Here is a 24,292-nt window from a genome sequence, read left to right as displayed (position 1 = left end):
GACCGTATAATAGTTAAATGCTAAAGGCTTGGCTGCCTCTTTCATTTGACTGAGATGGCAGTCCTTCTTTTTCAACCTCATCTCGCAGCAACCCAACTGCCTCAGCATATCGCAACCATGTGTCAACACTTGCAATAACTACCCTAGCTTCGATAGTTATTAACTCTATTCCCACAAGAGAAACTCGCGCAAATACATCGATTACAACACCTTTATCAAGAATTCGGTCGATAACCTCTGCAAGACTTGAACTATCCGTACTTTTTTGAACACTCATCTTTTCATTCTCCTCTCTTTAAATAAAATAAGATTTATTAGGAACTGATGGTTTTAATATCAGTTGCTCGTTTAATATCCTTTGAGCTTTTAATATCATTGGAGCTTTTCAACTGATTTGAACTTTTGATGTTGTTAGCCCCTTTGATATCATTAACACTTTTAAGCTTTGTGTTTTTTTTCTTGGAATTAATTTTTTCCTGAAACTCTTCTCCTGCTTCTTTTAAATTCTTAAGTTTATCCTGGACATTTAATAAAACATCCCTTACTTTGTCTGCTGCTTGCTCAGCTTTGCCATGAACTTTATCAGCGTTCTTTTCTTTCGCATCTTCCAATTTTTCAGCAGCCTTACTCACTTTGGACTGAAGCTCTTCCTGAAATTTTGATTTAAGCTGATCCTTGGCTTCTTCTTTTATCTTTTCTTTAGCTTTATCTTTCAAACTGGAAGGGCTTTTCTTCACTGCTTTTACAGCTGCTTTCATTGCTCCTTTTTGCATCCCTTTCTTTGCTTTCTTTCTGACGCTCGGGATCATAAAAGAAGCTGTACTCGCGAGTAGTCCTCCTATAAGTGTGCCTTTTCTTAATTTGCTTTGTCCTGATGTTTGCCGAGTCACCAAATCCCCCCTTTCAAAAATAAGTGAACCTTTACTCAATGAAGGTTGTCTGTGAATGTACTCGAACAAACGAAATCAAATTAATGATTCCATAAACACGCTATACCCCTTTGCTAACGCAATAAAAACATGGACCCGTTGGAACACTGTGTTTCTTACCATTTTTTTCACGTATTATGTCAGCGTAATCTTGCTGAAAAATGAAAAACACTGCTTTGGCAGTATTTTATTTGTGATTTTTATAAAAACATTAAAAATATTACAGTTAGATTACATTTACTCAAACGATATGACTATAACGTTCCTAGTCATTGTTTCTTTCAATAAAAACTATATTTACTATATTTGTGGTCAATTTAGTACGGAAATCCAGTAATACGTTGATAAGAGAAAAGTAATAAAGAAAAGGAAGTTGTTAGTAACAAAAGGGACCGGGTCACATAAAAAAACCTGTCCATATACATAAAAAATGGACAGGTTCTGAAAGTACACACTTATTTAAAGAACAGTACTTTTTACTCAACTAGCTTGTTTAATTTTTCTTCTAGCATCTGTAATTGGTTTGCTAGCCGTTTATTCTCCTCTTCTAGTGCAGAATACCTTGTTGATTCATTATCTTCATTTTTTCTCGCCTTCTCTTTCTCATCAGAGTCCTTGCTTTTATCTTTATTTAAGAAACCCGCTGTCGTCGATTTTATATTTTTCAAAGCTTGTTCTGTTACCCTTTCTTGAACTGATCTTCCTATTTCCGCAGCTAAAGTTTTTATGGTTTCTGATTGCCTAATGTGAGATACAACTAATTTGCGTGTTTCAGGTTTATACAACCATCCTAGAGTTGCCCCGACGGCTCCACCTATTAGGGCTCTGGAAACGGAAGCATCTTTACTATCTTCTGATGGCTTGTTGTTTTCATTATCATTCATCATACTTACCTCCTGTTTTGCTTACACCCAAAAAGTCTTTCATTTAATGAGCTTTGCTTATTCATGTTCCACATTCTAATTTATTTTAAACTCAAACCGGAACTCTCTATAAGTAAATAAAAGGACCTGCAAATGATTTAATGAAGAAGGAATGCGTCATATTGTTGAAACCTTAACCGTAAAAACAGCAGTCTATTCATTCAGTATGATAAATTTCCAATTCCTTTCCACTAATGTCAGTTTCCTAACTAATGGTGTGTCCATATATATAAAAGAACGGAAAAAAATCGAGGTGAAATACATGAGTACCAATGTAATAGTGATTGCTGCTCATCCAGACGATGAAATCCTTGGCCCCGGTGGAACAATAAAAAAATTGGTTGAAAATGGCAATAAGGTGATTTCCGTGGTTGTTGCAAAGGGGCGTAAGGAAAAAGAGGATTGCATTAAAGAATCAATGTTAGAGGCTAATAAATACTTGGGAGTAGAAGAGGTTGTTTTTTTAGAATATCCAAATCTACTATTAGAAACTCTCCCTTTACATTCTTTAACTAAAGAAATTGAAGCGCTTTTGGCCAAGTATGAGCCTTCCATGATTTTTACTCATCATTACGGAGACCTAAACCGTGACCATCAAATATTGTACCAGGCCGTAATTACTTCAGCCAGGCCATTGCCAGGGAAAAAGGCTGCTGAAATACTCTGTTTTGAAACGGTTTCTTCGTCTGAATGGAGTCAACATACGAATGATAAAGAATTTAAACCAAACTATTTTGTGGATATAACGGAAACCATTGATGATAAACTCAAATCTCTTTCTTTTTATCACGTGGAGATGAGGGATTTTCCTCATCCCCGTTCATATCAAGGAGTGAAATCATTAGCACAGGTTCGAGGCATGACGGTTGGAGTAGATTATGCGGAAGCGTTTGAAATCATCAGGAGGGTATGGAAATGACAGACCGTCAATATTCAACACAGCCTCCATTATTTATCCCCTATCCCCATTTAGTATCTGCAATGGATCAATACTATGGACTGACAACAGCTTTAAAAAAAGAAAAAAACAAACCGGATAACCAGAAATCCTTTGAATTAAAACAAAAGAAAAACATGAAAATCTTAATCACTACTTTCTGGAACTACCCTTTTGTTGGCGGATTGCAAAACTACATCACTGCACTTAAATCAGGATTGGAAAGCTTAGGCCACATTGTCCATATTGCTGCACCTAACCACTTAGAAAATGATGGCATTGACGGCATGCGCCAAACAATTATGGAGGATGTAAAACAATTTTTTGTTAAAAGGTATGGAAGTTTCAGTGAAAAAATCATCCAAAATGTTTGGCAAATGCGCAGATATGAATGGATGCTAAAGTGCGTGGATATTTCTAGGTATGATATTATTCACGCACAAGATCGGTTTACAGCAAATGTCATGTGCCAGCTTAATGAAGGTTATCAAAAACCGCTGCTGTTCACTCCCCACGGATTTATGACACACACACGGCTAAAGTTTAATCTAATTGAAAAAGGGTCTGCAGAAGAAGCCTACTTTTTGGCCATTGACCAAAAAGCCGTTCAAAGTTCGACCCATATCATTAGTTTATGTGAATATTTTCGGCCGTTGCTAAACAGTTTAGGTACTGAGGAAAGCAAGTTGACAACTGTTTACACTGGAATTGATTTTGGAATTGGCCCTCAAGGGAAATCAAAGAAAACTAAAGAAAAGACAATTATTACCTGTATCTCTCGCCTCCGGCCGCGTAAAGGCCATAAATACCTGTTTGAAGCACTTTCGCTCATTAGAAACAAGCTTGAAAATGTTGAAATATGGATTGTAGGAGAAGGATCAATGAGAGAAGAGCTTGAACGCCAATGTCAGGATTTACAGCTGGAAAATGTGTATTTTCTAGGAAAGAGAAAGAATATTCCAAAAATATTAAAACGATCAGATATTTTTGTCCTGCCAACTACCAGTGATACACTTCCCATTTCTGTGATAGAGGCGATGTTTGCCCGGAAAGCGATCATTACAACAAACTGTGGCGGAATACCGGAAATTATTCAGGACAATCATTCGGGGCTTATAGCTGAACCGGGTAACTCTCAACAACTAGCTGAAAAATTAACGATCCTTCTGGACGATTCCGTACTAAGGAATTCTTTAGCACAAAATGCTAAATGCTTTGCTGAACAGCATTTAACGATTGCCAGTATGGCTAGAAAGATTGAAGAAGTTTATCAATCTTTTTTGCACAGAGGTGAGATGCAGTGAGGCATGATCTACCAGCCGTAGTTTTAGATTTAAGTGCGACTGGGATCGGGATAGTTCGGAGTTTAGCCGAACAAGGCATAAAAGTATATGCATTTGATACAGAGAGTAAGCAAAAAATTGGAAAAACCAGATATGCAAGCTGCGGTGTATGCCCTAATCCTGTTTCTGAGGAAGAAAAATTAATAGAACACCTTACAAGGCTAGGGCAAACATTTGAGGAGAAAGCGGTACTCTACGCTGGATCGGATGACTATGTGCGCTTTATATCAAAATACAGAAATCAGTTGTCTTTGAATTATCTTTTTCTTTTACCTGACCATTCATTAATCGAGGCTGTGTTAGATAAAAGATTAACCTACGATTTATCAGTAAAATATAACGTTCCATGTCCTAAAACGTTCATTATTGATGATGAAGATCATCTTGAGCGGATTATTTCTGAAGTAATATTCCCCTGTATATTAAAACCAGTCATTTCATCTAATTTCCGGAATCGTATCGATCATCATCTGTATAAAAAAGCTATATTAGTTGAAAATCCAGTCCAGTTAAGGGAAGAGTACCTCTTTTACAGCCGTTTTGGAGAGCTCATGATTCAAGAGGTGATTCCTGGAGAAGAGGCATCCATTTATTCAGTAAAAACCTTATTTGATGAGGAAATGAATCTAATTGGACTCTGGATGAATCAAAAACTTCACCAATTCCCTCCAGACTTCGGTTCAACTGCCATGGCATTAAGTATCAGAGATGAGGACGTAATAAATATGGCAGTGCCATTTTTGCGTAATATCAATTTAAAAGGCCTGGCAATTACGGAATTTAAGAGGGATGAAAGAGACGGCAAGTTGAGATTTATTGAGATTAACCCCAGGATTGGGTTAACCCAAAGATTGTCAATAGCTTGCGGTGTAAATTTAGCATACTTGAACTATTTGCTGGTAACTGGACAAAATCCTTCCCCAGTGACGATACAGAAAGAAGGCATCAAATGGGTTTACCTGGTCCGCGATTTTCTATCCTTCCGCCAAAACAAAAAAAACGGGAAAATGACAATCACCGAATGGTTAAAAAGTCTTTCCGGAGATAAGGTAGAAGCTTTATTCAGCTGGAAGGATCCACTTCCATTTATAAGGAGCTTTGTGTCCCACATTCGATATTTATGGGCGAGAAAATGAGTTTTTTAATAGAAAGGAGGGATTTCTGCTTTGAGCAGTAAAGAAGAAATCGTTAAACAGTGGAATCAATTTGGATGGAAAAAAAAGTTCGAATTTTTCTCAAAAAATAAAGTTGCGCTGCCTGAAGATAAAATAGAATGCCTTAAAAATTCCAGGGAAAAAACAAGTATCTGGAAACTGATCCTTACAGATGGCCTAAACAGTCTTCCAGTAGTCCTCAAAATATATAAACCACCATTTAATGAAAATCATAGCGTGGAAATAAACATGTATCTCAGCGGATATACTTCCATGGCTGAATTCATGCCAAAAATGTATTGGATTGAGAAAAAAGTAAATGATGGCGAAATCTGGCTATTTACAGAATTTGTTCAACCTTTGCGCGGGCAAATCAGGATTACGCCCAAACATCTCGATCTTATCATTCCGACTGCTGCAAAATTCCATGCCCGCACATTTGGTGATCGGATAACCAGGTACAAGGATTCTTTTGATTCCTGGCTTCCCCGATATGATTCTGCGCTGGCAAACACAGAAAGAAGCAACCATATTGAAAAAACAAAAGAATATCTAGATCTTGCGATGAAAGATCCAGGTGTAAGAGAAATAGTAGCACCTGGATACAACACTATTCAAAATGTCCTGCAAAAAGGGCCAATTTTCTTTCCGGAAATTATGGAAGCTGGCCAATGCCTCATCCACGGTGATCTTCATCTTCATAATCTTTGCTGCCAAAACGGCAGGGATGAAGTAAATTGGAACATTCAACTGATCGACTGGGAGTCTGCCAAGTATGCACCCTGTTCATTTGATATGGTTGTTCTGGTTGAATTGTTAATTGATTTCAGAACAGATTGGCATAAAAATGAAGAAGAAATAAGAAGTCATTGCATGCTGTTATACGCTCAGGAAATGCAAAAAGAAGGAATAACCTTTCATACAGACACCCTAAAACTATTAAAAATGGCTTATTTACAAAGAACATTAGAGAAAAGACTCTTAAATCACCTTAGAAGGATGTTGAATGGAGAACAAAGTGTTCTGCTAAAAAGATACATTGAAAAAATAAACAGCTGGGGAAAGGAATTGGGTTTATACTAGCAGATCACCGTTAAAAACTTAAATACACTAATTGAGTTGCTGCTGAAGTCTAATTTTAATAAAGGAAGTGTATGAATGGAAAGTGTAACGGCGATAGCAGCCAGGAATAAAGGAAAATTAGAATTGGAAAATCTAGAAAAATATAAACTGCTTGGCAAGGGCGGTGATGGAGCGGTTTTTCAAATTTGTCATAATAAATGTGTAAAAATTTTCTGGATAGAAAAAACTCAAAAACTTGAACTGAATGCATTAAAGAAAGGACAATCATCCCCAATCATTCCCCGACTCTATGAGTATGGATCCAACTATATTGTCATGGAGTATATCAATGGATACAATCTGAAAAATTACCTCAAAAAAAAGAAACGTTTTTCTGATTCAAAAATAAAACAAATATTATACATGCTTTCTGAATTTAAGAGGATAGGTTTTTTGAGACACGATACAGAGGTACGTCATATTTACTTCAACGAGAAGGGGGAGGTAAAAGTGATCGACCACAAAAGGGCATTTACCACTGATAGAACTTATCCCATGAAGTTAATATCAGGTCTTGAAAAGCTCGGATATGCAGAGGAATTCCTTCAAGGAGTCAAACAGATTTCGCCAACCATTTTTAATGAATGGGCAAAATATTATCAATAACCTTTTAGATGGCGTCAACATGCTGCCATTTTTTCTTTTTCTTCAGGTAAACCATTGAATGAACTGACCCTTAAGATATAAGTTCCCAATTGTACATTGGATATTACAGATATAAAAAAACCTAACACGGTTAGGGTTAGGTTTTAGAACTCTACGCAAGAAATATGTAAAAAACCACCAACAGTATGTATTGGTGGAGACGGTGGGAGTCGAACCCACGTCCAAAGATAACGGCACTTAAGCTTCTACGAGTGTAGTCGATACATTGGCGTTTCGCGGCTTCATTTGCCTATCGACAGGCGTTTGAAGCGCTAGCCTGATTGTGCTCTTCCTTCGTCCTCAGGCGGAGGACAGCCGGCGTAGCCCACTAAGAGTGAGACCCTTACCCTACCACATGGGCAATGGAGGGAGGATCAGCTAAAGTGCTATTACGCAGCTAAAGCTAGGTTGTTGTTAGTTTTGCCAGTTATAGGCGTTGGCGTTTTAACGAGGCCGACCCCCTCGACTCGCAACTTAAGCTCGAACTATCCCTGTCGAATCCGTAACGTCCCCATGGAATATCCCGGGGTGAATCTACGGGAAAAGTTAAAGCTGCTGCATTTATTCAATTGTCAGCAACAAAGTTATTATAGCATTTTTGCGGTGTTTTTTCAACCGGACGCGCCCTCCAGTTTATGCCTTTTGGCGGTCTCTGAAGGCCCGTTCGATCTCGCGTTTTGCATCTTTTTTCTTCAAATCTTCACGCTTGTCGTAGTTCTTCTTTCCTTTCGCAAGGCCAATCAGAACTTTAGCGAAGCCATTTTTCAAATACAGTTTCAACGGTACAATCGAGTAACCCTGCTCCTTCGTTGCACCGAGCAGTCTGCTGATTTCCTTCTTGTGAAGAAGCAGTTTGCGGGTTCGCAAAGGATCATGATTGTAGCGATTACCCTGGTCATACGGGCTGACATGCATGTTATGAAGAAACATTTCTCCATTTTGTACGCGGGCGAATGAATCCTTTAGATTAATCCGGCCAGCTCGAATGGCTTTGATTTCTGTTCCCTGGAGGACGATTCCTGCCTCAAAGGTTTCTTCTATATGATAATCGTGCCGCGCTTTTTTATTTTGTGCGACAAGTTTTCCTTCTCCTTTTGGCATATGTTACTGACCTCCCCCAAACAGTGCAAACTTAATTATACTAAATTGGTCAGGAAACGTCAATGTGACTGGACTTCATCACAAAAACGTTTCCCGCCCTAGCTTTTACCTCTTTTTGTTTTTCTTTTTCTTTTTCGTTATGTTCCCTTTGTAGAACGGCTTTTTCTTGCCTTTTGTAGAGCCGCCTTTATCTCCGCGTTCGTTTTCCGGACGGCGTGTTTTCCGTTTTCGTGCACCGCCTTCAATCACTTTCGGACGGTCTTTGCCCCGTTTTCTTGGTGTGCCTTTCATGCCGACGATTTCAAAATCGATCGCGCGTTCATCCAGGTTAACGTTAATGACGCGAACTGAGATTTCATCACCAATTCTGAACACATTCCCTGTGCGTTCTCCGATCATCGCCATATGCTTTTCATCATAATGGTAATAATCATCCGCCAGATAGCTCACATGGACGAGGCCTTCTATGGTATTCGGAAGCTCTACGAACAAACCAAAGTTTGTCACGGAGCTGATAACTCCATCGTATTCTTCACCGATTTTATCCTGCATGAATTCAGCTTTTTTCAAATCATCCGTCTCACGTTCAGCATCTACGGCACGGCGTTCCATTTCTGACGCATGTTTCGCGATCTTCTCGAGCTGTGCGGTCCACTTCCCTATCGTTGCCGGATCTGTTTTCTTATTAATAAGATAGGTTCGGATTAAGCGATGGACGATCAAGTCGGGATACCGGCGGATCGGCGATGTAAAGTGAGTGTAGAATTCGGTTGCCAATCCATAGTGCCCAAGGCTCTCAGGAAAGTATTTTGCCTGTTTCATGGATCGCAGCATAATTTTGCTGATCACCATTTCTTCCGGCTCGCCTTTTACTTCCTCAAGGAGTTTTTGAAGTGCAAGCGGATGGACTTCGGTAACCGCATCTTTTAAAACATAGCCAAACATAGCGATGAACTCCAGGAACCGCGAAAGCTTCTCTGCATCCGGGTCTTCATGGATCCGGTACATGAACGGCAATTCTGCTTTATGAAAATGCTGAGCAACGGTTTCATTCGCACAAAGCATGAATTCCTCGATCAGACGCTCTGCCACGGAACGTTCCCGAAGAACAACATCCTGCGGCTCACTGTTTTCGTTCACCAGTACTTTTGCTTCAGCAAAATCAAAGTCGATGGCACCTCTCTTGAACCGGCGCTTCCTAAGAATTTCAGCAAGCTCACCCATCCCTTTGAAAAACGGGATCAGCGGCTCATAGCGTTTTAATACTTCTTCATCTTCCTCCTGAAGAATTTTCCTGACGTTTGTATACGTCATGCGTTCAACGGTGCGGATAACACTCGGGAAAATTTCATGCTTGATGACTTCCCCTTTTGGCGTGATCTCCATCTCACAGGATAATGTTAAGCGGTCCACGCGCGGATTCAAGGAACAGATTCCGTTAGACAATCGATGCGGAATCATCGGGATTACACGGTCCACCAAATACACGCTTGTTCCGCGTTCAAGGGCTTCTTCATCGATCGGTGAACCTTCCGTAACATAATGGCTGACGTCCGCGATATGAACACCGAGCTTGTAGTTGCCGTTATCCAGTTTGATGACATTAACGGCATCATCGAGGTCTTTCGCGTCTTCTCCGTCAATTGTAACAATGGTTTCCTCTCGAAGGTCACGCCGCCCTTCGATGTCTGCCGGATCGATCGTGTCAGGAACGCTGTTCGCCTGTTCAAGCGCAGCTTCCGGAAATTCACGAGGCAGGCTGTGCTTAAAAATAACCGAAAGAATATCCACTCCAGGGTCATTCTTATGGCCAAGAATGTGAATAACTTCTCCTTCAGCGCTGTTCCGTCCTTCCGGATATTTCGTTATTTTGACAACGACCTTGTGTCCCTCAACCGCTCCGTTAACGCCATCCGCAGGGATGAAAATATCGTTTGGAATTCGTTTGTCGTCAGCCACCACAAAGCCAAAACTGCGGCTTTCCTGGAAGGTTCCTACCGTTTCTGTGACTCCGCGTTCAAGAATCCGGATAATCGTACCTTCCGGATGTGATCCTTTTGAATTCGTATTTAATCGAACAAGTACGACATCATTGTTCATCGCGCTGCCCATATCGGTTTGGGAAACATAAACGTCTTTCCCTTCTCCCGTTTCCGGAATAACAAAGGCAAACCCTTTGGCGTGGGCCTGCACCTTTCCACGGACAAGGTTCATTTTATCCGGCAGACCGTATCGGTTTGTTCTCGTTCTGACGACAAGGCCTTCCTCTTCCATTTCATTCAGCGTGCGGACGAGATCTTTAAAATCCTCAGCCTCCTGAAAACCATACGAATCCTCCAGTTCCTGAACGGTGAGCGGTTTATAGGCTTCTTCTTTCATAAACGCTAGCAATTGCTGTTTATCCACAAATTTTCCTCCTTTAAGGCAAAAAGCTTATTCCACGGACCAGTCGAGCTTCTCCAAGAAATTGAAAACATCTTCGTGAAGCTGTTCCTTTTCTTTTCCCAGTGTGATCACATGGGTTGAATGTTCGTACCATTTTAAATCTTTCAGATCGCTTTCTACTTCATTGTAAATAATATTCGCTGATTCTGTATTAATCATTTCATCATGTCTAGCCTGTACCACAAAGGCAGGTGCGTATACCATATCAATGGAATTTCTTACTTCTCCGAGCAGATCCTGCAGCGCCTTCAATGTATTCATCGGCGTGCTTTTGAACGCTTCCATCTCCTGATCGATCTGTTCCTGTGTTTTATTCTCCCTGCTTTTGTATTCGCGAGCGTAGGCAAGTACCCCTTTGTACATCGTTTCCTCACTCTTAATATGCATAGGAGCACACATTGGAATGACACCTTTTACCGGCTGTTCCGTCGCCAGCTTTAACGAGAAAACGCCGCCTAGTGACAATCCGCACACGGCAATTTCTTTGTAGCCGCTTTCTTTTAAATGATTAAATCCTTTCATCACATCGCTCCACCAGTCAGATGGGCCTGTATGTACGAGTTCTTCCGGCGGGACACCATGCCCTTTATATTGCGGCGCGTGGGATGTATAACCCTTTTTCTGCAAATAGCGGCCAAGCATCCTGACATCCGCAGAACTGCCGGTAAATCCATGTAATAATAATACCGCCCGCTTTCCCGCTTCAAACATAAATGGTTTAGGTGCTGTTATTTTCATCATGATGTCTTCTCTCCCTTATTACGATTGTTCCATTAAAAATTGAAAGACTTCCTCAATAAGCTGATCTTGCTCTACATCATGGCAGATCATATGCTTCGATTCTTTCAGATAGCAAATCTTTTTCTTCTGTGCAGGTATGGTTTTATATAAGTATTCCGCACTTTTTCTTGGCACAAGGCCGTCACTTTCGCCTTGAACGATTAACGTTGGAGCATGAATCGTTTGAAAGGATGGCTTCAACGTTTTGACCAGCTTGCGGAACTCAAACGCTGCACGAAGCGGTGTCTCCAAAAACTTTTTACGATAGCGCTGGTAAAGCTCATCGTCTTTTAAATTCCCTTGCATCCCCTTCACAACCATCTCTTTTATATCTTTCACCATTTGTGATGGATTCATATAATAGGCGCTTGCACTCAGCAGGATCAGTTTGTCGCATCCATACTTTGAAGCAAGATATCCCCCGATCATGCCGCCCATGGAAAATCCGAGTATATAAACGGTATCGCTTTTCTTTCTCAATTCCAGAAAAGCGCTTTCTGCTTCATCGATCCAAAGCTTGTGTGTAATCCCTCTAAGCTTGAGCTCTTCCCCGTGCCCAGGATAGGTGGGGACAGACAGGAGCCAGTCGGTATGTTCTCTTAAATAATCCGTAACTGGCTGGACTTCATACGGACTGCCGGTAAATCCATGCAAACATAGACAGCCAATCATACAATCACCTTTTTTAAGTTAAGTTACCCTTTTATGCCCGTAAAAAATCATACCATACGGCACCTGGAAAAAGCTCGGTATACGCTGGCTGAAAAAGAAGGCTCTTTTCTAAAAGATTGTTGCTTTGGGAACCTTTTTGTAAAAGAGCTTCATTGACAAGTTGATTGGAGTGCAAGGGGCGAGACTCCTCGAAAATGAATTTCACATTTTCTTCGTACGATATAACGCTGCCGAAGCCTTACTTGTCCTGCGGGGGAAGCGGGACAGGTGAGACCCACAGGCGCCTGCGCCGAGAAAGTAGGCGTTTATGCCGGTAAAAGCGAGCATCCTGAAACGGTAATCAACCACTCCTAAGAGCAACAAAGGTTACGAAAACTGCCAAAAATAAAAACAGCAAGTGAAAATTCACCTGCTGTTAAGGTATCATTAAATAAAATAAGCTACGGCAATCGCCAATAGAAAGAACAAAGCAGCTAAGATCACAGTCATTCTGCTTAGCACGGCTTCCATTCCGCGGGCTTTTTGCTTTCCGAATAATTGCTCCGCACCACCCGTAATCGCTCCGGATAATCCTGCCGAACGGCCAGATTGAAGAACGACGACTACGATAAGGGCGATTGAAACGATCACCAATAAAATTGTTGCAGCTGTTTCCATTTGTCACACCTCCACGAACAACATTACACTTATCTTTAATGTACCATACGAGCTGTTCTCTAGGCAATGTGTTCAAGCTATTTTATCCATGATAGCATAAAGAGTTTTTGGGAATAGTTTCAAATAAGAACAGAGGAGGACTGAGCCCATGTTTGAATTGATAGAAATCGTCTATAAAGATATTCTAGCTTTTCAGGAATTATCTATTGAAGAAGGCAAAGTAAGCATTATTACCGGTGAGAGCGGAAGCGGAAAGACTACCCTTTTAAAAATGCTGAACCACTTGATTTCACCGGATGGAGGAAACGTCCTGTACAAGGGAGAGGATGTGGCAGCCCTGAATCCTGTTCTTCATCGGAGAAATGTCGTCATGCTTCAGCAGATGCCTGCGATTTTTCCCGGAACGGTAAAAGATAACCTGACAGCAGGTCTTTCCTTTTCAGAGAAACCCCTGCCAGCAGATGCTGAACTAGAAGAATCCTTACATACGGTTTACCTAAAAAAAACATTGGAAACTAAAGCCGGAGACCTTTCTGGAGGAGAGAAGCAGCGCCTTGCTCTCGCACGTGTGCTCTTAATGGATGCGGAAGCCTATCTGCTCGATGAGCCTTCTTCTGCTTTGGATGACGAAACAGCGGATGATGTCATCTCTTCCTTTTTGCGTAAATCCAAGGAAAAACAAAAAACGGTCGTCATGGTTACCCACTCCAAACGAATTGCAGAGCATTATGCGGATGTAAATATTCAGCTAGAAAACATCAATCAAAAGAATAGGGGCGTGGAGCATGAAGGATAAGATTATTGATATCTCATTATGGCAGCTTCTTTCCGCTTACCTGTTCATTGTCATTTTAACAGTCATTGTAAAGTGGAGAGGAATAGCGAGGGAAAAAGAAATAGTGATCGGTACGTTGCGGATGACGATCCAGCTTGTGTTAGCCGGTTATGTTCTCACTTATTTGTTCAAGCATCCTCACCCTGCATTAACGGTGCTCATTCTCGTTCTTATGGAAGGTTTTGCGGTCTATAACGTCTTTAAACGAATAAAACAAGAACTGTCTCCAGCTTTGAAAAAGGTTGTCGCTCTCTCAATGACCATCGGAACTCTCATCAGTCTGTTGTTTTTCAATTATGTGGTCATCCAGTTCTCTCCGTGGTATGAACCCAGATATGTGATACCTATTGCCGGAATGATCATCGGAAATGCGATGACAGGCGTAACGCTTGGAGTCAATCATTTAGTAGAAGGTATGGAGAAACAAAAACATATGGTGGAGGCGGCTCTTATGCTAGGTGCTTCCCCAAAGGCCGCCACTAAAGAACTTGTGGATCGGGCGTTTGATTCCGCTATTCTGCCTACCATCAACTCCATGGTCGGGATGGGAATCGTATTTCTGCCGGGAATGATGACCGGGCAGATTTTGTCCGGCATCTCTCCGATCACCGCGATCGAATACCAGATCGCCATCATGCTTGGCATCGCAGGCTCTGTTGCTTTCAGTGTCATTATCTTCGTCCAGTACGGCTACCGCACGTTTTTTAATGAACGGGCGCAATTGAAATAGGTTATATTTTCGGTGCGCTCGCGCCGGTAAGGTTCAGCGCACGCCCCGCGAAAGTAGGCGTTTATGCCGGTAAAAGCGAGCAGCCTGAAACGGAAATCAACCACTCCTATGTAAGTCTATTTACAATCCGGCTTCTGTAAGCTCGTAGAAATGCCTCCCGCAAAGCTTTTGGATGCTGGCAGAATACTCAGGCTCATAACTGATCAGCGCACATGTTGAAGGGCCTGCTGACTTATCCATCGGCAGGCTGCATGTTAACCTTCTTGAACTGCTTGTTAAGATTTCCAGCTCGTGTGAGATGCCTTTCGAGCCGACCGGAAGAACTTCATAAATACCTTCTGTTTTTAGAAGAGTGCTGAAAAGGGTTAGGGGAAGAACTTCATTTTGGCGGGAAACGACCTCTTCACCCACTAGCGGTACACCGATGACTGCATATTTTGCATGTGGAGGAGTACAGTTCAACCGAAGTGCCGCTTGATTTGCTTTGCCGATCATCGTAAAAGAAGAAGCAGACTGCAGCATCTTCATGTTGCTTTCCGTACTTCCCGTAATCTCTACACTTTTTAAATCCAGCTCAGCAAACGTCTTTTCCACACCCCTTACAAGCTCCGTCCACGCTTCTTCCCCATTGAAAGAATGAATGAGAAAGGAAAACGGCACTGCTCCGGCCGCCATCACTTCCATAACACAGACTCGGGCACCGAAAGCCGCTACGATAGAATAAGGAACGTGCACTGTATCCAAAGGAAGGTTTCCAATCGCTCCAGAATTATCGGCTGCCATCACAATGTATTCATCTGAACCCAACTCCAATAACGTTACATCACGATTTGTTTTCATTATTTATCCTTACGTTTGATCGGTCAAAGACAGGCCTCAGCCTTGGAATGAGCAGGTGAGCTGCCACCCCGTTAAGCACTGCTGCCACAACTAATCCAGGGATAAAAGCAAGGACCGCAGCTTTTCCGAGTACCGGCCAAAAACAAAGCGGTGCCGCAATGCCGTTTCCTACAATAAAGACCAGGATGGCTGCCATCTTGAAATTCCGCCGATAGAGGATTCCAAAACAAAAGCTTAGCAGGCCCATCTGAACAGCGATGAGAAGATGAAGGGGCCCCAGCGGAAAACCAGATAGACCGGCAGACATGAGATGCCCTATACAGCCAACAGCCATTCCTGCAAGAGGAGACATCAGTGCTCCGGCGGCCAGTGCCGGCATGGAATCAAAAGCCACACTTCCGACAGTAGCTGGAATCTTAATAAAAGAACCGGCCACAGACAAGGAGAGGAAAGCGATAAATATGGTGAATTTTCTATTCAGCATCAGCTTTGCGTTTTCCTCCGCGGAAAACAATGGCACTCCGCTCGTATTCCACATCATTGACACCGGCACGGAAATTGATGACACGGGCGATGGCAAAAAAGTAATCAGATAGTCTGTTCACATACTTTAAAACAACCGGGTTGATCTCATTATCCTGCTTCAATTCAACGATTTCACGTTCTCCGCGTCTTGCCACCGTACGGCATACATGAATAGCGGACGAAGCTTCAGACCCGCCTGGCAGAATAAAACGCTCCAGCTCCGGCGCTTCTTTAATGTACTCGTCGATTCGCTCTTCCAAGAACGTGATCATATCCGCGTGCGCTTTATAAGGATAGTCCTTTTTCACTGAAGACAGATCTCCGCCGCAGTCAAAAAGCTCATGCTGAATCTTTACCAGTTCATTGCGAATATCATCGAACTTGGCGTCCTGCAGCTTGGTAACCGCCAGGCCGACAAAACTGTTCAATTCATCCAGAGTACCGTAGGCTTTAACCCTGATATGGTTTTTATCGAGCCTTCCTCCAATCACACTTGTCTTCCCTTCATCTCCTGTACGCGTGTATAACTTCATCGTGATCATCTCCTTATTATTTTAAGGCTGTTTTCGTAACCTTTGCTGCTCTTGGGAGTGGTTGATTTCCGTTTCAGGCTGCTCGCTTTTACCGGCATAAACGCCTACTTTCGCGGGGCGTGCGGGGAGCCTTACCGGCGCCAGCGCCTACTTTACCGGCACCAGCGCCTACTTTCTCGGCGCAGGCGCCAGCGTCTCACCTGTCCCGCTCCTCTCGCAGAGTCTCGCACCTTGCACTTCAATCAACTTGTCAAAGAAGGCTCTTTACAATAAGGTTCTCAAAGCAACAATCTTTTAGAAAAGAGCCTATTTTAAAGTCTGGGGCAGCCCATACCAGATGATATCGACTCTCTCAGCGGCCATGACTACATCCTGATAAAACCAGCCGGTCACATCCCGCCATAATCTATTTTCCTTTTCCATTGGAACAATTCCTTTACCGATGTCTGTTCCGATCAGAACAAGACATCGACCGGGTTCGGAAGCCTCCCAAGCAAGCCAGGTCTGAAGCTTCTTTTGAAGAGCTGCTCTTCCGCCGCTTTCGTTCTCCTCTAAAACCTTCTTCACTATCTGCTCCAATCCTTCAAGAACGACGCGTGAAGTTGTAAAATCATCCGTTTTCCAGCCAGCCTTCTCATAGCCATTGAACCAGCCTTCATCTATCCTTGAGGCAGAATAGTGCTGCTGCACCCATTTGGCTTTTCCGTGAAAGGCGCCTCCTGTAACAAAGTGCATCGTTTTTTCAACCTCCCTTTGGTCTCATTCCAGTAAAGGGTGTATCCTTTGCCATGTGAGACCGGCCATGCCCACATTTCTCTTCGTTCCGGAGCAAACTCTGACAATAAATAACGGATTGGGCCTCCATGAGTAACAACGATTACATGGCCGCTCTCTTCCGCCGACGGCCAAATCTCACGGTGCCAGGCACCGCGAACGCGATTTTCAAAATCTTGATAGCTCTCTCCTCCTGGAGGACAGACTCCAATAGGATCATCAATCCAGTCCCGGTAACGTTGAATTCCGCAAAGATCGCCGTACGTTTTTCTTTCCCATTCCCCAAAATGCATCTCCCGAAGTGCAGGACTGATCTGCACCTTATTCTCCGGGAAAAGAACCTCAGCGGTCTCTACACATCGCATTCTATCACTTGCAAGGATAGCACCCGGCTCGGGATACCCTTTATTTCTATGTAATCTGTATAGCTCAATCCGCCCCTCTTCACATAAGGGGGGATCACAATACCCGATATATTTCTTTTGTTTATTTTCCTCCGTCAGACCGTGGCGAAGGAGAGTAACAGCCAGCCTCCGAACCATAGCCATGTTTCCATCCCTTCCGAAAGTGCGCCTAGGGTGTCTCCCGTAATCCCTCCAAACTGGCGGAGAAAGAACGTTTTACTTAAGAAAAATAAGGCTGAGCCTAAAAGGAACAAGCTCATAAACAGAAGAATCGCTCCTGTAAGGTATGCTCCAATCCCTGCCATCAGGAGATAGATCGCATAAAAAGCAAAGGCTCTGCCTGAAAAGTTCTGCTTCATGGCAAAAGCCATACCTTCCTCCCTGGCAAGAGGAGCTGAAACCAGCAGGCTTCCCATGCTGGTTCGGCCGAAGAAAGGAATGAGCAGAAACAGCAGCCAAACGTGCTGCGGAACCATTTTCACTGTTTCATAGATAAAAAGAAACCGCCAGCTCAATAGAAAAAGAACAGACAATACACCGAATGCTCCAGTCCTGGGATCCTTCATAATCTGCAGCCTTTTTTCTTTATCGCCGTATGAGAAGTAGGCATCACTGCAATCCATCCACCCATCGAGATGCAAACCGCCTGTCAAAACGATCGAGAAGCAGAACAGATAAAAGCTCGTCATCGACACCGGGATAACGTTTTGCTGCGCCAGGAAATGAGCCTGAACAGAAGCCAATCCACCGAGAAGCAGCCCGACAGCTGGATACCAGTACACACTCCACCTGCTCGTTTCTTTTGTCCATGGAAACGAAGTGCGGATCGGCAATGCGGTTAAGAACTGAAGAGCCAGGCCAAAACCGTATAAGGCATTAAACCGGACAGGAGGTGCATTGTTTTTCAACTGCATCATACCCCTTCCTCAAAATGGGAATGCCCAGTTCAACCTGGTACACCCAATGCGCTTCAGAGACAATCTGCTGATGAAGCTCCCCCATCATCTTCATAAAATAGAAGGTCCCTTCATCAATAGAAGGCAAGTCCTGGAACACTTCGTTTGATACGACGATGAGTGCTGCGCTGCTTTTTTCAATCATTCTTAATCCATCCATGATCTTGCGGAATACTTCTGATCGGAACATTTCATTTCTCCACTGGTTGTTATTTTCTTTCCAGCCGTCAAACAGCTCATTGCTGACAAGATTGGTCAAGCAGTCCAAGAGAATGACATCCTTTTTTTTATATTCATTTATCAGTTCATGAATGTTTTTTGGCTGTTCCCACGCCCTCCAGCTATACCCGCTGTTCAGACGATCCGCCTGGTGCTTGGCGATCCGCTCACTCATCTCCCCATCCTGATGTTCGTTCGTTGCAATATAGTGAAGCGGTTTCTCATTCTTTCCATGATAAACGGCGGACATTTCGGCAAATGAGCTTTTCCCGCTTCTGACCCCTCCGGTAATAAAGATCATCATCTCGCTTTCCACCCTTCAAGTGCAGCCAATAAGCGGTCATTCTCCTCTGGAGTTCGAATGGCGAGGCGGATATAATGGCCGTCCAGCCCTCTAAAATTAAACGTATGCCTGACGATCATCCCTTTTATCATTAAATATTTAATGAGAGCAAGCTGAACATTTTCTTCTCCACTCTCCCTTAACAAGTAATAGTTAACGGTAGAAGGAGAGGTTTCAAATCCAAGCTTGTCGAGGATCGGAAAAATCCGCTCTCGCTCAACTGCTGTTTTCATAGCAATTTCATCTGCACATTCTTCTTGTTCCAAACAGAGTATACCTAGCTTTTGAGCAGGACCGTTCACACTCCAGGGAGGCTGAAATCTCCTTAATTTTTCGATCTGTTCTTTGGATGACATGGCATACCCTAACCGAAGTCCCGGCAAGTGAAACATCTTCGTCAATGACCGCAGGACGATCAGGTTGGAATACTTTTTCATCAAGTGAACGGCGGATACGGGCTTTTCTAAAAAGTGAACAAACGCTTCATCCACGACGAGTGTAACATGGTGGCATTCGCACAAAACAATGATAGCTTCCAAAGTGTTCAATTCCATTACTGTTCCTGTCGGATTGTTCGGGTTGCAAAGGAAACAAAGCTGTTTCCCGTGGAGTTTCTCATTCAGCTCTTGGAGATCCGGCTTCCAGCCTTTCTCTTTTCGGGTAACATAGAAGTCCACATTACAATCGTTCACCTCACACGCATCCTCGTATTCTGAGAAAGCAGGTGCTGCAATCAGTACGTTCGAGCCCCGATAGGCTTGAGCAATGAGAAAAATCAGTTCAGCAGCCCCGTTCCCTGCGAGGATCTGGTCTGCATTCAGCCCTTCTTTTTCAGACACGAATTGAACGAACGGCTCAGCAAAGGGATCGGGATACTGCAGAATATCTTCATAAAGGCTGGACCACATATCCTTCATTCTTCTTAGTGCAGGATACGGATTTACATTCACACTAAAATCAATGCTGTTTTCATCCAGGCTGATCTTCAAGGAATTGGCCAATAGCTGCGGATTAGCTCCATGATTGGGCAGCAACAATACACATCCCTCCCGCTGCGATTAAAACGATCGTAAACCACATGACAGCACGCTGCATGATGGCTATTGTTCTTTCTATATGTATAGCTTTCAGGCTGTAGGTCTGACGGCCGATGAACGGGCGATAGGAGACCTGGCCTTTATAATAATTCGTGCCTCCAAGCCGTATGCCGAGAATTCCCGCGACTGCCGCTTCACCCCATCCGCTGTTCGGGCTCGGATGGTTCCTTGCCTGTTCCTTCAGCCACGATAAGGTAAACCGTTTTCCCCTCAGCCCTCCTGCAGCCATAAGAAGCGCAGTTAGCCGGGCTGGCACGTAATTTAATAGATCATCAAGCCGGGCAGATGCCCAGCCAAAGTCTTTATATCTCTCATTCTTGTAGCCTACCATGGAATCACAGGTATTTACTGCCCGGTACAGCAAGGCAAGTGGTGCTCCTCCAATAAAAGCAAAGAAAAGCGGTGCGGTTACCCCGTCGCTCGTATTTTCGGCAACTGTCTCCACTGTCCCTCTTACAATCTCAGAATGCGGCAGATGTTCTGTATCTCTTCCGACAATCCAGCTTAATTTTTTTCGAGCCTCTTCCAGATCACCGCGAAGAAGGGGGGTATAGACAGATAATCCTGCTTCTTTAAGCCCTCTAGCTGCAATGGTTGTTGAGATGAGCACAGATTCTATGAATATCCCTAACGCAAGGTGGATGGAATAAGCATACCGTACGATGATAAAAGTTAGCACTAGTGTAATAGAAAGAAGAATAAAAAGCATGATCAAACCCTTCAGCTTTTTCCAGCTTCCGCGGTTAAGTGCCTGGTCCATAAGAGAAATCACTTTGCCAAAACCTCTTACCGGATGCGGCAGCCAGCGAGGGTCTCCGATGAGCTGGTCGATGATCAAAGCGAGTATAAGGGATAATAAATGAAGAGCAATGATCATGTTTGCGCCATTCTCTTTCTACAGTTTTCGATCGCTTTTCCCACCGTCTGATAGACCGTATGGCCAATCGCTTTTCCAATCGGTGTAATCGTACCAGCGTACCTCATTCTTTCTCCTTCCTGGGTCGATGCGATGCAAAGGCTGTCCGTCGAAGTGCCTGTAGCAATCGTTCCAGTAATAGGATCTTTAATTCCATAGTCTCTGAGAGCGCTCGACTTTGCTTCTGTCGCTGTCATCATCGCCTGAACAAATGCCTCATCGGTTAGCTCTCCCTCAATAAAGAGCCAGATGTTAATCGTACCAATCGCCACAGTATCATCCTTCCGCTGCCACGATTGTGCAGCATCTACCGCATTGGATGTTCCTGCTGTTGCTGCAGCAAGGATTTTGATTCCTTCTTTTTCTACGGATACCATACCTGCATCCTCAAGCCTTGCTGCTGTCATCATTCCAATGGTCTCGTTGGGGTTGACAGGAAGGGAGTGCAGATACGCTTCATATTCAGAATGTGCATCGTCATAATTGTAGTTTTTATCCACATGACGGTTAACAAACGTATTCGCCCAGCAGAACCCTCCGCCGATCAGGGCAGAAGACATCGTTTTTAAAAAATAGGGGCTTCGGAACACCATCGCTTCACTTGTGGTTTGAAGCTCAATATCTTCTATTTTCTTTTTTTCCTCACGTTCACCTGGCACCAGCGCGATCAGAGGCTTCGGCTTCTGCGGATGCTCCTGTCTGCTCAGCTTCGTATCATAAACACCTTCCAGCAGGATGCTGTCCATAATGTCACCAGGCTTTCCGACCGCCTTCTCCTTTCCGTCATCGAGAAGAAGAACCTGGTCACAGTACAGACTGGCAATATTCAAATCATGCAGTATGGCAACAACCGTCAACTGGCAGCCCTGCACCCAATCTTTCAGCAAGTCCATGAGTTTCATTTGATAGGAAAGATCAAGATGGTTTGTCGGTTCATCGAGCAGCAGAATCTCCGGTTCCTGCGCAAGCGCCTTAGCTAAAAGAACCCGCTGCCGTTCCCCGCCGCTTAGGGATTGAATGCTTTTCTCCGCAAAATGCTGAACGCCAGTAAACTCCATGGATCGCTGGACCATCTCTTCATCCTTCGGCGATGATTGTTTCAGCAATCCTCTGTAAAAGGGATACCGGCCGAGCGCCACCACTTCGCGGACGGTAAAATCAAATGAGCTTTCCGCATGCTGAGGAAGAACAGCAATAATTTTTGCCAATTCTTTTGCAGAGTAGCTGCTGATCGGCTTTCCTTTTATAAGAACCTCACCGGATTGCGGGGAAAGCATTCCATTCATCATTTTCATGAGAGTGGTCTTTCCGCTCCCGTTTGGTCCGATGATGCCGGTTATTTTTCCTCTTTCGATGGAAAAAGAAAGATCTTTTACGACGGGCTTTCCGTCATATCCTCCAGTAAGCTGCTGGATCTGGATCATGTGGTCACCTTCTTTCGGCGATAGCGAATAAAGATTAAGGCAAAGATCGGACTTCCGATAATCGCTGTCAAGACACCGATCGGCAGCTCCGTCGGCGCGATGATCGTTCGGGCGATGAGATCAACCAGAACGAGAAACACCCCGCCCAGAAGCGTGGACAGCGGCAGCAGATGGCGATGATCTACTCCCCATATCATGCGGGCCATGTGGGGGATGACAAGGCCGACAAACCCGATGGTGCCTGACACCGCTACTGCAGATCCCGTCAGTAGCGAGGCCCCGAACAGTACGAGTGACGTATGTTTTTTTACGTCAACACCAATGGTTTTTGCATCCTGCTGGCCAAAGGAAAGCGCATTTAATTCACGAGCACTTGCCAGAAGAATCAAAAGCCCCGCGGCCAAAAACGGAGCGATGAGCTGAACATACGGCCATCCTCTCATGGATACGCTGCCGAGCAGCCAGCCGATGATCTGCCTTAATTCATCACCGGTCAGAGCGATTAAAAGAGACGTTACAGCACCTATAAATGAGCTGCTTAAAATTCCTGCCAAAATAATCGTCTCAACAGACAGGCTGCGCTGCACAAGGCGAGCAAAATATATAACCCCAACAAGGGTAAGAAAGCCGGTAATGATGCTCACCACCGGAAGTGTAAAACTTCCCAGTATAGGCAGCTGAATGCCAAAGAACAGCACAGCCACAGCGCCCAAAGCAGAACCGGATGAAACACCCAGCGTATAAGGATCGGCCAGAGGATTTTTCAGCAGCCCCTGAAATGCCGTTCCCGCCAGCGCCAATGAGCAGCCGACAAGCATAGCGAGCACGACTCGCGGAAAGCGGATCTCCATGACGATATTAACAATCGAAGAATCAATGGATGCTGGTACGGGATAGTGGAAAAGCTTCGCTCCTAAAATCTGAACCACATGAAAAAGGGGGATAGGTATAGAACCTACCGATATCCCCAAGGCAACAGCTAAGCCCAACAGCAGAAACACTGCTGTATATGAAACGATGATTTTACTTTTTGTATACTTCCGGATAGATGGCTTTTGCAAGCTCCTCCACTCCTTCAATCAATCGAGGTCCCGGACGTGTCACCTTATCAGAGTGCACATCATAAATTTCTTTGTTTTTTACCGCAGGAACGTCCTTCCAGGCTTTACGGGCCATAATCTGTTCCACCGGCTTTTTGGAGTAATAGCCGTACGTTGTGACGATCGCGTCCGGTTTGTATTTGACAGGCTGCTCTTCGGATACCTTGGCCCATCCCTTCAATTCCCCAGCGGCATTTTTGGCATGAATGGCGTTCAGCATTTCATCAATGAATGTACCCTTGCCGGCAGTAAAAATCTCCGGAGCTGGAGCAACCTCAACCCAAACTTTTTTTTCTTTCTTTACTTGTTTTGCTTTTTCCTTGATCGCTGACAGATCATCCTTCATGGATTTTACAATCTTGTCACCTTGTTTTTGAGTGCCCGTTGCTTTAGCGATCATGTTGATGGACCTGTATGTATCCGTAAAGTTCTGCGCATCATTGATCACAATTACTTTGATGCCGGCATTCTTAAGCTGATCAATTCCCTGCTTGGAAGTATTCGCACTGGAGGCATGAGCAAGGACGAGATCAGGCTTTAAGCCAACAATCTTTTCCACGTTAAAATCCAATCCGCCAATTTTAGGCTTTTTCACAGCTGCTTCTGGATAGTTGTCAAAGTCAGAAACGCCGACAATTTCTTTATCCAAGCCAAGTGCAAATGCGACCTCTGTATTACTCGGTATGAGTGAGACGATTTTTTTGGGTTTCTTATCAATTTTTACATTCTCGCCCTCCGCATCTTTTATGGTTACGGGAAATTCACTCTTTGCCTGATTGGCACCGTTTTCCTTTTTGTCTGTTGACTGATTTCCAGCCGAACAACCCGCAATGATGGCGATTACGAGTATCAGCATCATCGCAATTTGTGTAAACTTCTTCAATTCCT

General features: G+C 43.8%; 28 protein-coding genes and 1 other RNA gene. 7 read left to right on the top strand and 22 right to left on the bottom strand.

The features are described 5' to 3' along the window. Nucleotides 1–13: 13 nt before the first annotated feature. The 3 genes from gvpA to gvpT form a co-directional block, all read right to left on the bottom strand. A complete protein-coding gene (gene gvpA / locus OKX00_RS05030; protein WP_062232702.1) occupies nt 14–277 on the bottom strand; it encodes a gas vesicle structural protein GvpA in 264 nt (87 codons plus the stop codon). Between the two features lie 37 nt (nt 278–314). Further along, nucleotides 315–716 carry a gas vesicle protein GvpQ gene (gene gvpQ, locus OKX00_RS05025; protein ID WP_265409663.1) on the bottom strand — a complete coding sequence of 134 codons (402 nt, stop codon included), beginning with the start codon at nt 714–716 and terminating at the stop codon, nt 315–317. Between the two features lie 689 nt (nt 717–1,405). Next, complete coding sequence (gene gvpT, locus OKX00_RS05020) at nt 1,406–1,816, bottom strand: GvpT/GvpP family gas vesicle accessory protein (RefSeq protein WP_265409662.1); 411 nt, start codon at nt 1,814–1,816, stop codon at nt 1,406–1,408. Between the two features lie 298 nt (nt 1,817–2,114). On the opposite strand from gvpT, the gene OKX00_RS05015 reads away from it, so the two are divergent. The 5 genes from OKX00_RS05015 to OKX00_RS04995 all read left to right on the top strand — a co-directional run bounded on the left by OKX00_RS05015 (nt 2,115) and on the right by OKX00_RS04995 (nt 7,014). Further along, a complete protein-coding gene (locus OKX00_RS05015; RefSeq protein ID WP_265409661.1) occupies nt 2,115–2,771 on the top strand; it encodes a PIG-L deacetylase family protein in 657 nt (218 codons plus the stop codon). Next, nucleotides 2,762–4,093 (top strand): glycosyltransferase family 4 protein, encoded by a 1,332-nt coding sequence (locus OKX00_RS05010; RefSeq protein WP_265409660.1) that lies wholly within the window; start codon nt 2,762–2,764, stop codon nt 4,091–4,093. The genes OKX00_RS05015 and OKX00_RS05010 overlap by 10 nt, the downstream gene beginning before the upstream one ends. After that, entirely contained in the window at nt 4,090–5,268 is a 1,179-nt protein-coding gene (locus tag OKX00_RS05005; RefSeq protein WP_265409659.1) for a carboxylate--amine ligase, read from the top strand. The genes OKX00_RS05010 and OKX00_RS05005 overlap by 4 nt, the downstream gene beginning before the upstream one ends. Nucleotides 5,269–5,298: 30 nt before the next feature. Beyond that, the gene (locus tag OKX00_RS05000; protein ID WP_265409658.1) at nt 5,299–6,369 is read left to right on the top strand and encodes a phosphotransferase; all 1,071 of its coding nucleotides are present in this window, start codon (nt 5,299–5,301) and stop codon (nt 6,367–6,369) included. A 75-nt stretch (nt 6,370–6,444) separates the two neighbouring features. After that, complete coding sequence (locus OKX00_RS04995) at nt 6,445–7,014, top strand: kinase (protein WP_265409657.1); 570 nt, start codon at nt 6,445–6,447, stop codon at nt 7,012–7,014. A 191-nt stretch (nt 7,015–7,205) separates the two neighbouring features. Here OKX00_RS04995 and ssrA read toward each other — a convergent pair. From ssrA to secG, 7 genes are all read right to left on the bottom strand, one after another. Then, nucleotides 7,206–7,566, bottom strand: a transfer-messenger RNA (tmRNA) gene (gene ssrA / locus OKX00_RS04990). A gap of 120 nt (nt 7,567–7,686) precedes the next feature. Then, the gene (smpB, locus tag OKX00_RS04985) at nt 7,687–8,154 is read right to left on the bottom strand and encodes an SsrA-binding protein SmpB (protein ID WP_053357118.1); all 468 of its coding nucleotides are present in this window, start codon (nt 8,152–8,154) and stop codon (nt 7,687–7,689) included. 105 nt (nt 8,155–8,259) lie between these two features. Then, the gene (gene rnr, locus OKX00_RS04980; protein WP_265410473.1) at nt 8,260–10,533 is read right to left on the bottom strand and encodes a ribonuclease R; all 2,274 of its coding nucleotides are present in this window, start codon (nt 10,531–10,533) and stop codon (nt 8,260–8,262) included. 54 nt (nt 10,534–10,587) lie between these two features. Then, entirely contained in the window at nt 10,588–11,340 is a 753-nt protein-coding gene (locus OKX00_RS04975; RefSeq protein ID WP_256224514.1) for an alpha/beta hydrolase, read from the bottom strand. An 18-nt stretch (nt 11,341–11,358) separates the two neighbouring features. Further along, nucleotides 11,359–12,051, bottom strand: coding sequence for an alpha/beta hydrolase (locus tag OKX00_RS04970; protein WP_265409656.1), 693 nt, complete (start codon nt 12,049–12,051; stop codon nt 11,359–11,361). A 31-nt stretch (nt 12,052–12,082) separates the two neighbouring features. Beyond that, nucleotides 12,083–12,226, bottom strand: a complete 144-nt coding sequence (locus OKX00_RS04965; RefSeq protein WP_265409655.1) for a hypothetical protein — start codon at nt 12,224–12,226, stop codon at nt 12,083–12,085. A 251-nt stretch (nt 12,227–12,477) separates the two neighbouring features. After that, nucleotides 12,478–12,708, bottom strand: a complete 231-nt coding sequence (gene secG, locus OKX00_RS04960; RefSeq protein ID WP_053357115.1) for a preprotein translocase subunit SecG — start codon at nt 12,706–12,708, stop codon at nt 12,478–12,480. A gap of 148 nt (nt 12,709–12,856) precedes the next feature. On the opposite strand from secG, the gene OKX00_RS04955 reads away from it, so the two are divergent. Both OKX00_RS04955 and OKX00_RS04950 read left to right on the top strand, forming a co-directional pair. Then, nucleotides 12,857–13,504, top strand: coding sequence for an ABC transporter ATP-binding protein (locus OKX00_RS04955; protein WP_265409654.1), 648 nt, complete (start codon nt 12,857–12,859; stop codon nt 13,502–13,504). Continuing rightward, the gene (locus tag OKX00_RS04950) at nt 13,494–14,273 is read left to right on the top strand and encodes an ABC transporter permease (RefSeq protein ID WP_265409653.1); all 780 of its coding nucleotides are present in this window, start codon (nt 13,494–13,496) and stop codon (nt 14,271–14,273) included. Before OKX00_RS04955 ends, OKX00_RS04950 begins: the two co-directional genes overlap by 11 nt. 120 nt (nt 14,274–14,393) lie before the next feature. Here the strand turns inward: OKX00_RS04950 and OKX00_RS04945 are convergent, their stop codons facing one another. The 12 genes from OKX00_RS04945 to OKX00_RS04890 all read right to left on the bottom strand — a co-directional run bounded on the left by OKX00_RS04945 (nt 14,394) and on the right by OKX00_RS04890 (nt 24,287). Continuing rightward, nucleotides 14,394–15,113, bottom strand: a complete 720-nt coding sequence (locus OKX00_RS04945) for an ATPase (RefSeq protein WP_265409652.1) — start codon at nt 15,111–15,113, stop codon at nt 14,394–14,396. Then, on the bottom strand, nt 15,097–15,597 hold the full coding sequence (locus tag OKX00_RS04940) for an ECF transporter S component (protein ID WP_265409651.1): 501 nt from the start codon (nt 15,595–15,597) through the stop codon (nt 15,097–15,099). The genes OKX00_RS04945 and OKX00_RS04940 overlap by 17 nt, the downstream gene beginning before the upstream one ends. Then, on the bottom strand, nt 15,587–16,171 hold the full coding sequence (locus tag OKX00_RS04935) for a cob(I)yrinic acid a,c-diamide adenosyltransferase (protein WP_062232641.1): 585 nt from the start codon (nt 16,169–16,171) through the stop codon (nt 15,587–15,589). The genes OKX00_RS04940 and OKX00_RS04935 overlap by 11 nt, the downstream gene beginning before the upstream one ends. A 306-nt stretch (nt 16,172–16,477) precedes the next feature. Further along, nucleotides 16,478–16,906, bottom strand: a complete 429-nt coding sequence (locus OKX00_RS04930) for a bifunctional adenosylcobinamide kinase/adenosylcobinamide-phosphate guanylyltransferase (protein ID WP_265409650.1) — start codon at nt 16,904–16,906, stop codon at nt 16,478–16,480. Next, the gene (locus OKX00_RS04925; protein ID WP_265409649.1) at nt 16,831–17,493 is read right to left on the bottom strand and encodes a histidine phosphatase family protein; all 663 of its coding nucleotides are present in this window, start codon (nt 17,491–17,493) and stop codon (nt 16,831–16,833) included. The genes OKX00_RS04930 and OKX00_RS04925 overlap by 76 nt, the downstream gene beginning before the upstream one ends. Beyond that, entirely contained in the window at nt 17,445–18,266 is an 822-nt protein-coding gene (gene cobS, locus OKX00_RS04920; protein ID WP_265409648.1) for an adenosylcobinamide-GDP ribazoletransferase, read from the bottom strand. The genes OKX00_RS04925 and cobS overlap by 49 nt, the downstream gene beginning before the upstream one ends. After that, nucleotides 18,226–18,828, bottom strand: a complete 603-nt coding sequence (locus OKX00_RS04915) for a bifunctional adenosylcobinamide kinase/adenosylcobinamide-phosphate guanylyltransferase (protein WP_265409647.1) — start codon at nt 18,826–18,828, stop codon at nt 18,226–18,228. Before OKX00_RS04915 ends, cobS begins: the two co-directional genes overlap by 41 nt. Further along, the gene (gene cobD, locus OKX00_RS04910; RefSeq protein WP_265409646.1) at nt 18,825–19,904 is read right to left on the bottom strand and encodes a threonine-phosphate decarboxylase CobD; all 1,080 of its coding nucleotides are present in this window, start codon (nt 19,902–19,904) and stop codon (nt 18,825–18,827) included. Before cobD ends, OKX00_RS04915 begins: the two co-directional genes overlap by 4 nt. Then, nucleotides 19,879–20,841, bottom strand: coding sequence for an adenosylcobinamide-phosphate synthase CbiB (gene cbiB, locus OKX00_RS04905; protein WP_265409645.1), 963 nt, complete (start codon nt 20,839–20,841; stop codon nt 19,879–19,881). The genes cobD and cbiB overlap by 26 nt, the downstream gene beginning before the upstream one ends. Continuing rightward, on the bottom strand, nt 20,838–22,304 hold the full coding sequence (locus tag OKX00_RS04900) for a heme ABC transporter ATP-binding protein (RefSeq protein ID WP_265409644.1): 1,467 nt from the start codon (nt 22,302–22,304) through the stop codon (nt 20,838–20,840). The genes cbiB and OKX00_RS04900 overlap by 4 nt, the downstream gene beginning before the upstream one ends. Further along, complete coding sequence (locus OKX00_RS04895; RefSeq protein WP_256224535.1) at nt 22,301–23,365, bottom strand: FecCD family ABC transporter permease; 1,065 nt, start codon at nt 23,363–23,365, stop codon at nt 22,301–22,303. Before OKX00_RS04895 ends, OKX00_RS04900 begins: the two co-directional genes overlap by 4 nt. Then, nucleotides 23,328–24,287 (bottom strand): ABC transporter substrate-binding protein, encoded by a 960-nt coding sequence (locus OKX00_RS04890; RefSeq protein ID WP_265409643.1) that lies wholly within the window; start codon nt 24,285–24,287, stop codon nt 23,328–23,330. Before OKX00_RS04890 ends, OKX00_RS04895 begins: the two co-directional genes overlap by 38 nt. Nucleotides 24,288–24,292: the final 5 nt, after the last annotated feature.

Source organism: Fictibacillus sp. KU28468, from assembly GCF_026153615.1.
Taxonomy (GTDB): Bacteria; Bacillota; Bacilli; order Bacillales; family Fictibacillaceae; genus Fictibacillus_C; species Fictibacillus_C marinisediminis.
This window is presented reverse-complemented; position numbering and strand designations above follow the sequence as displayed.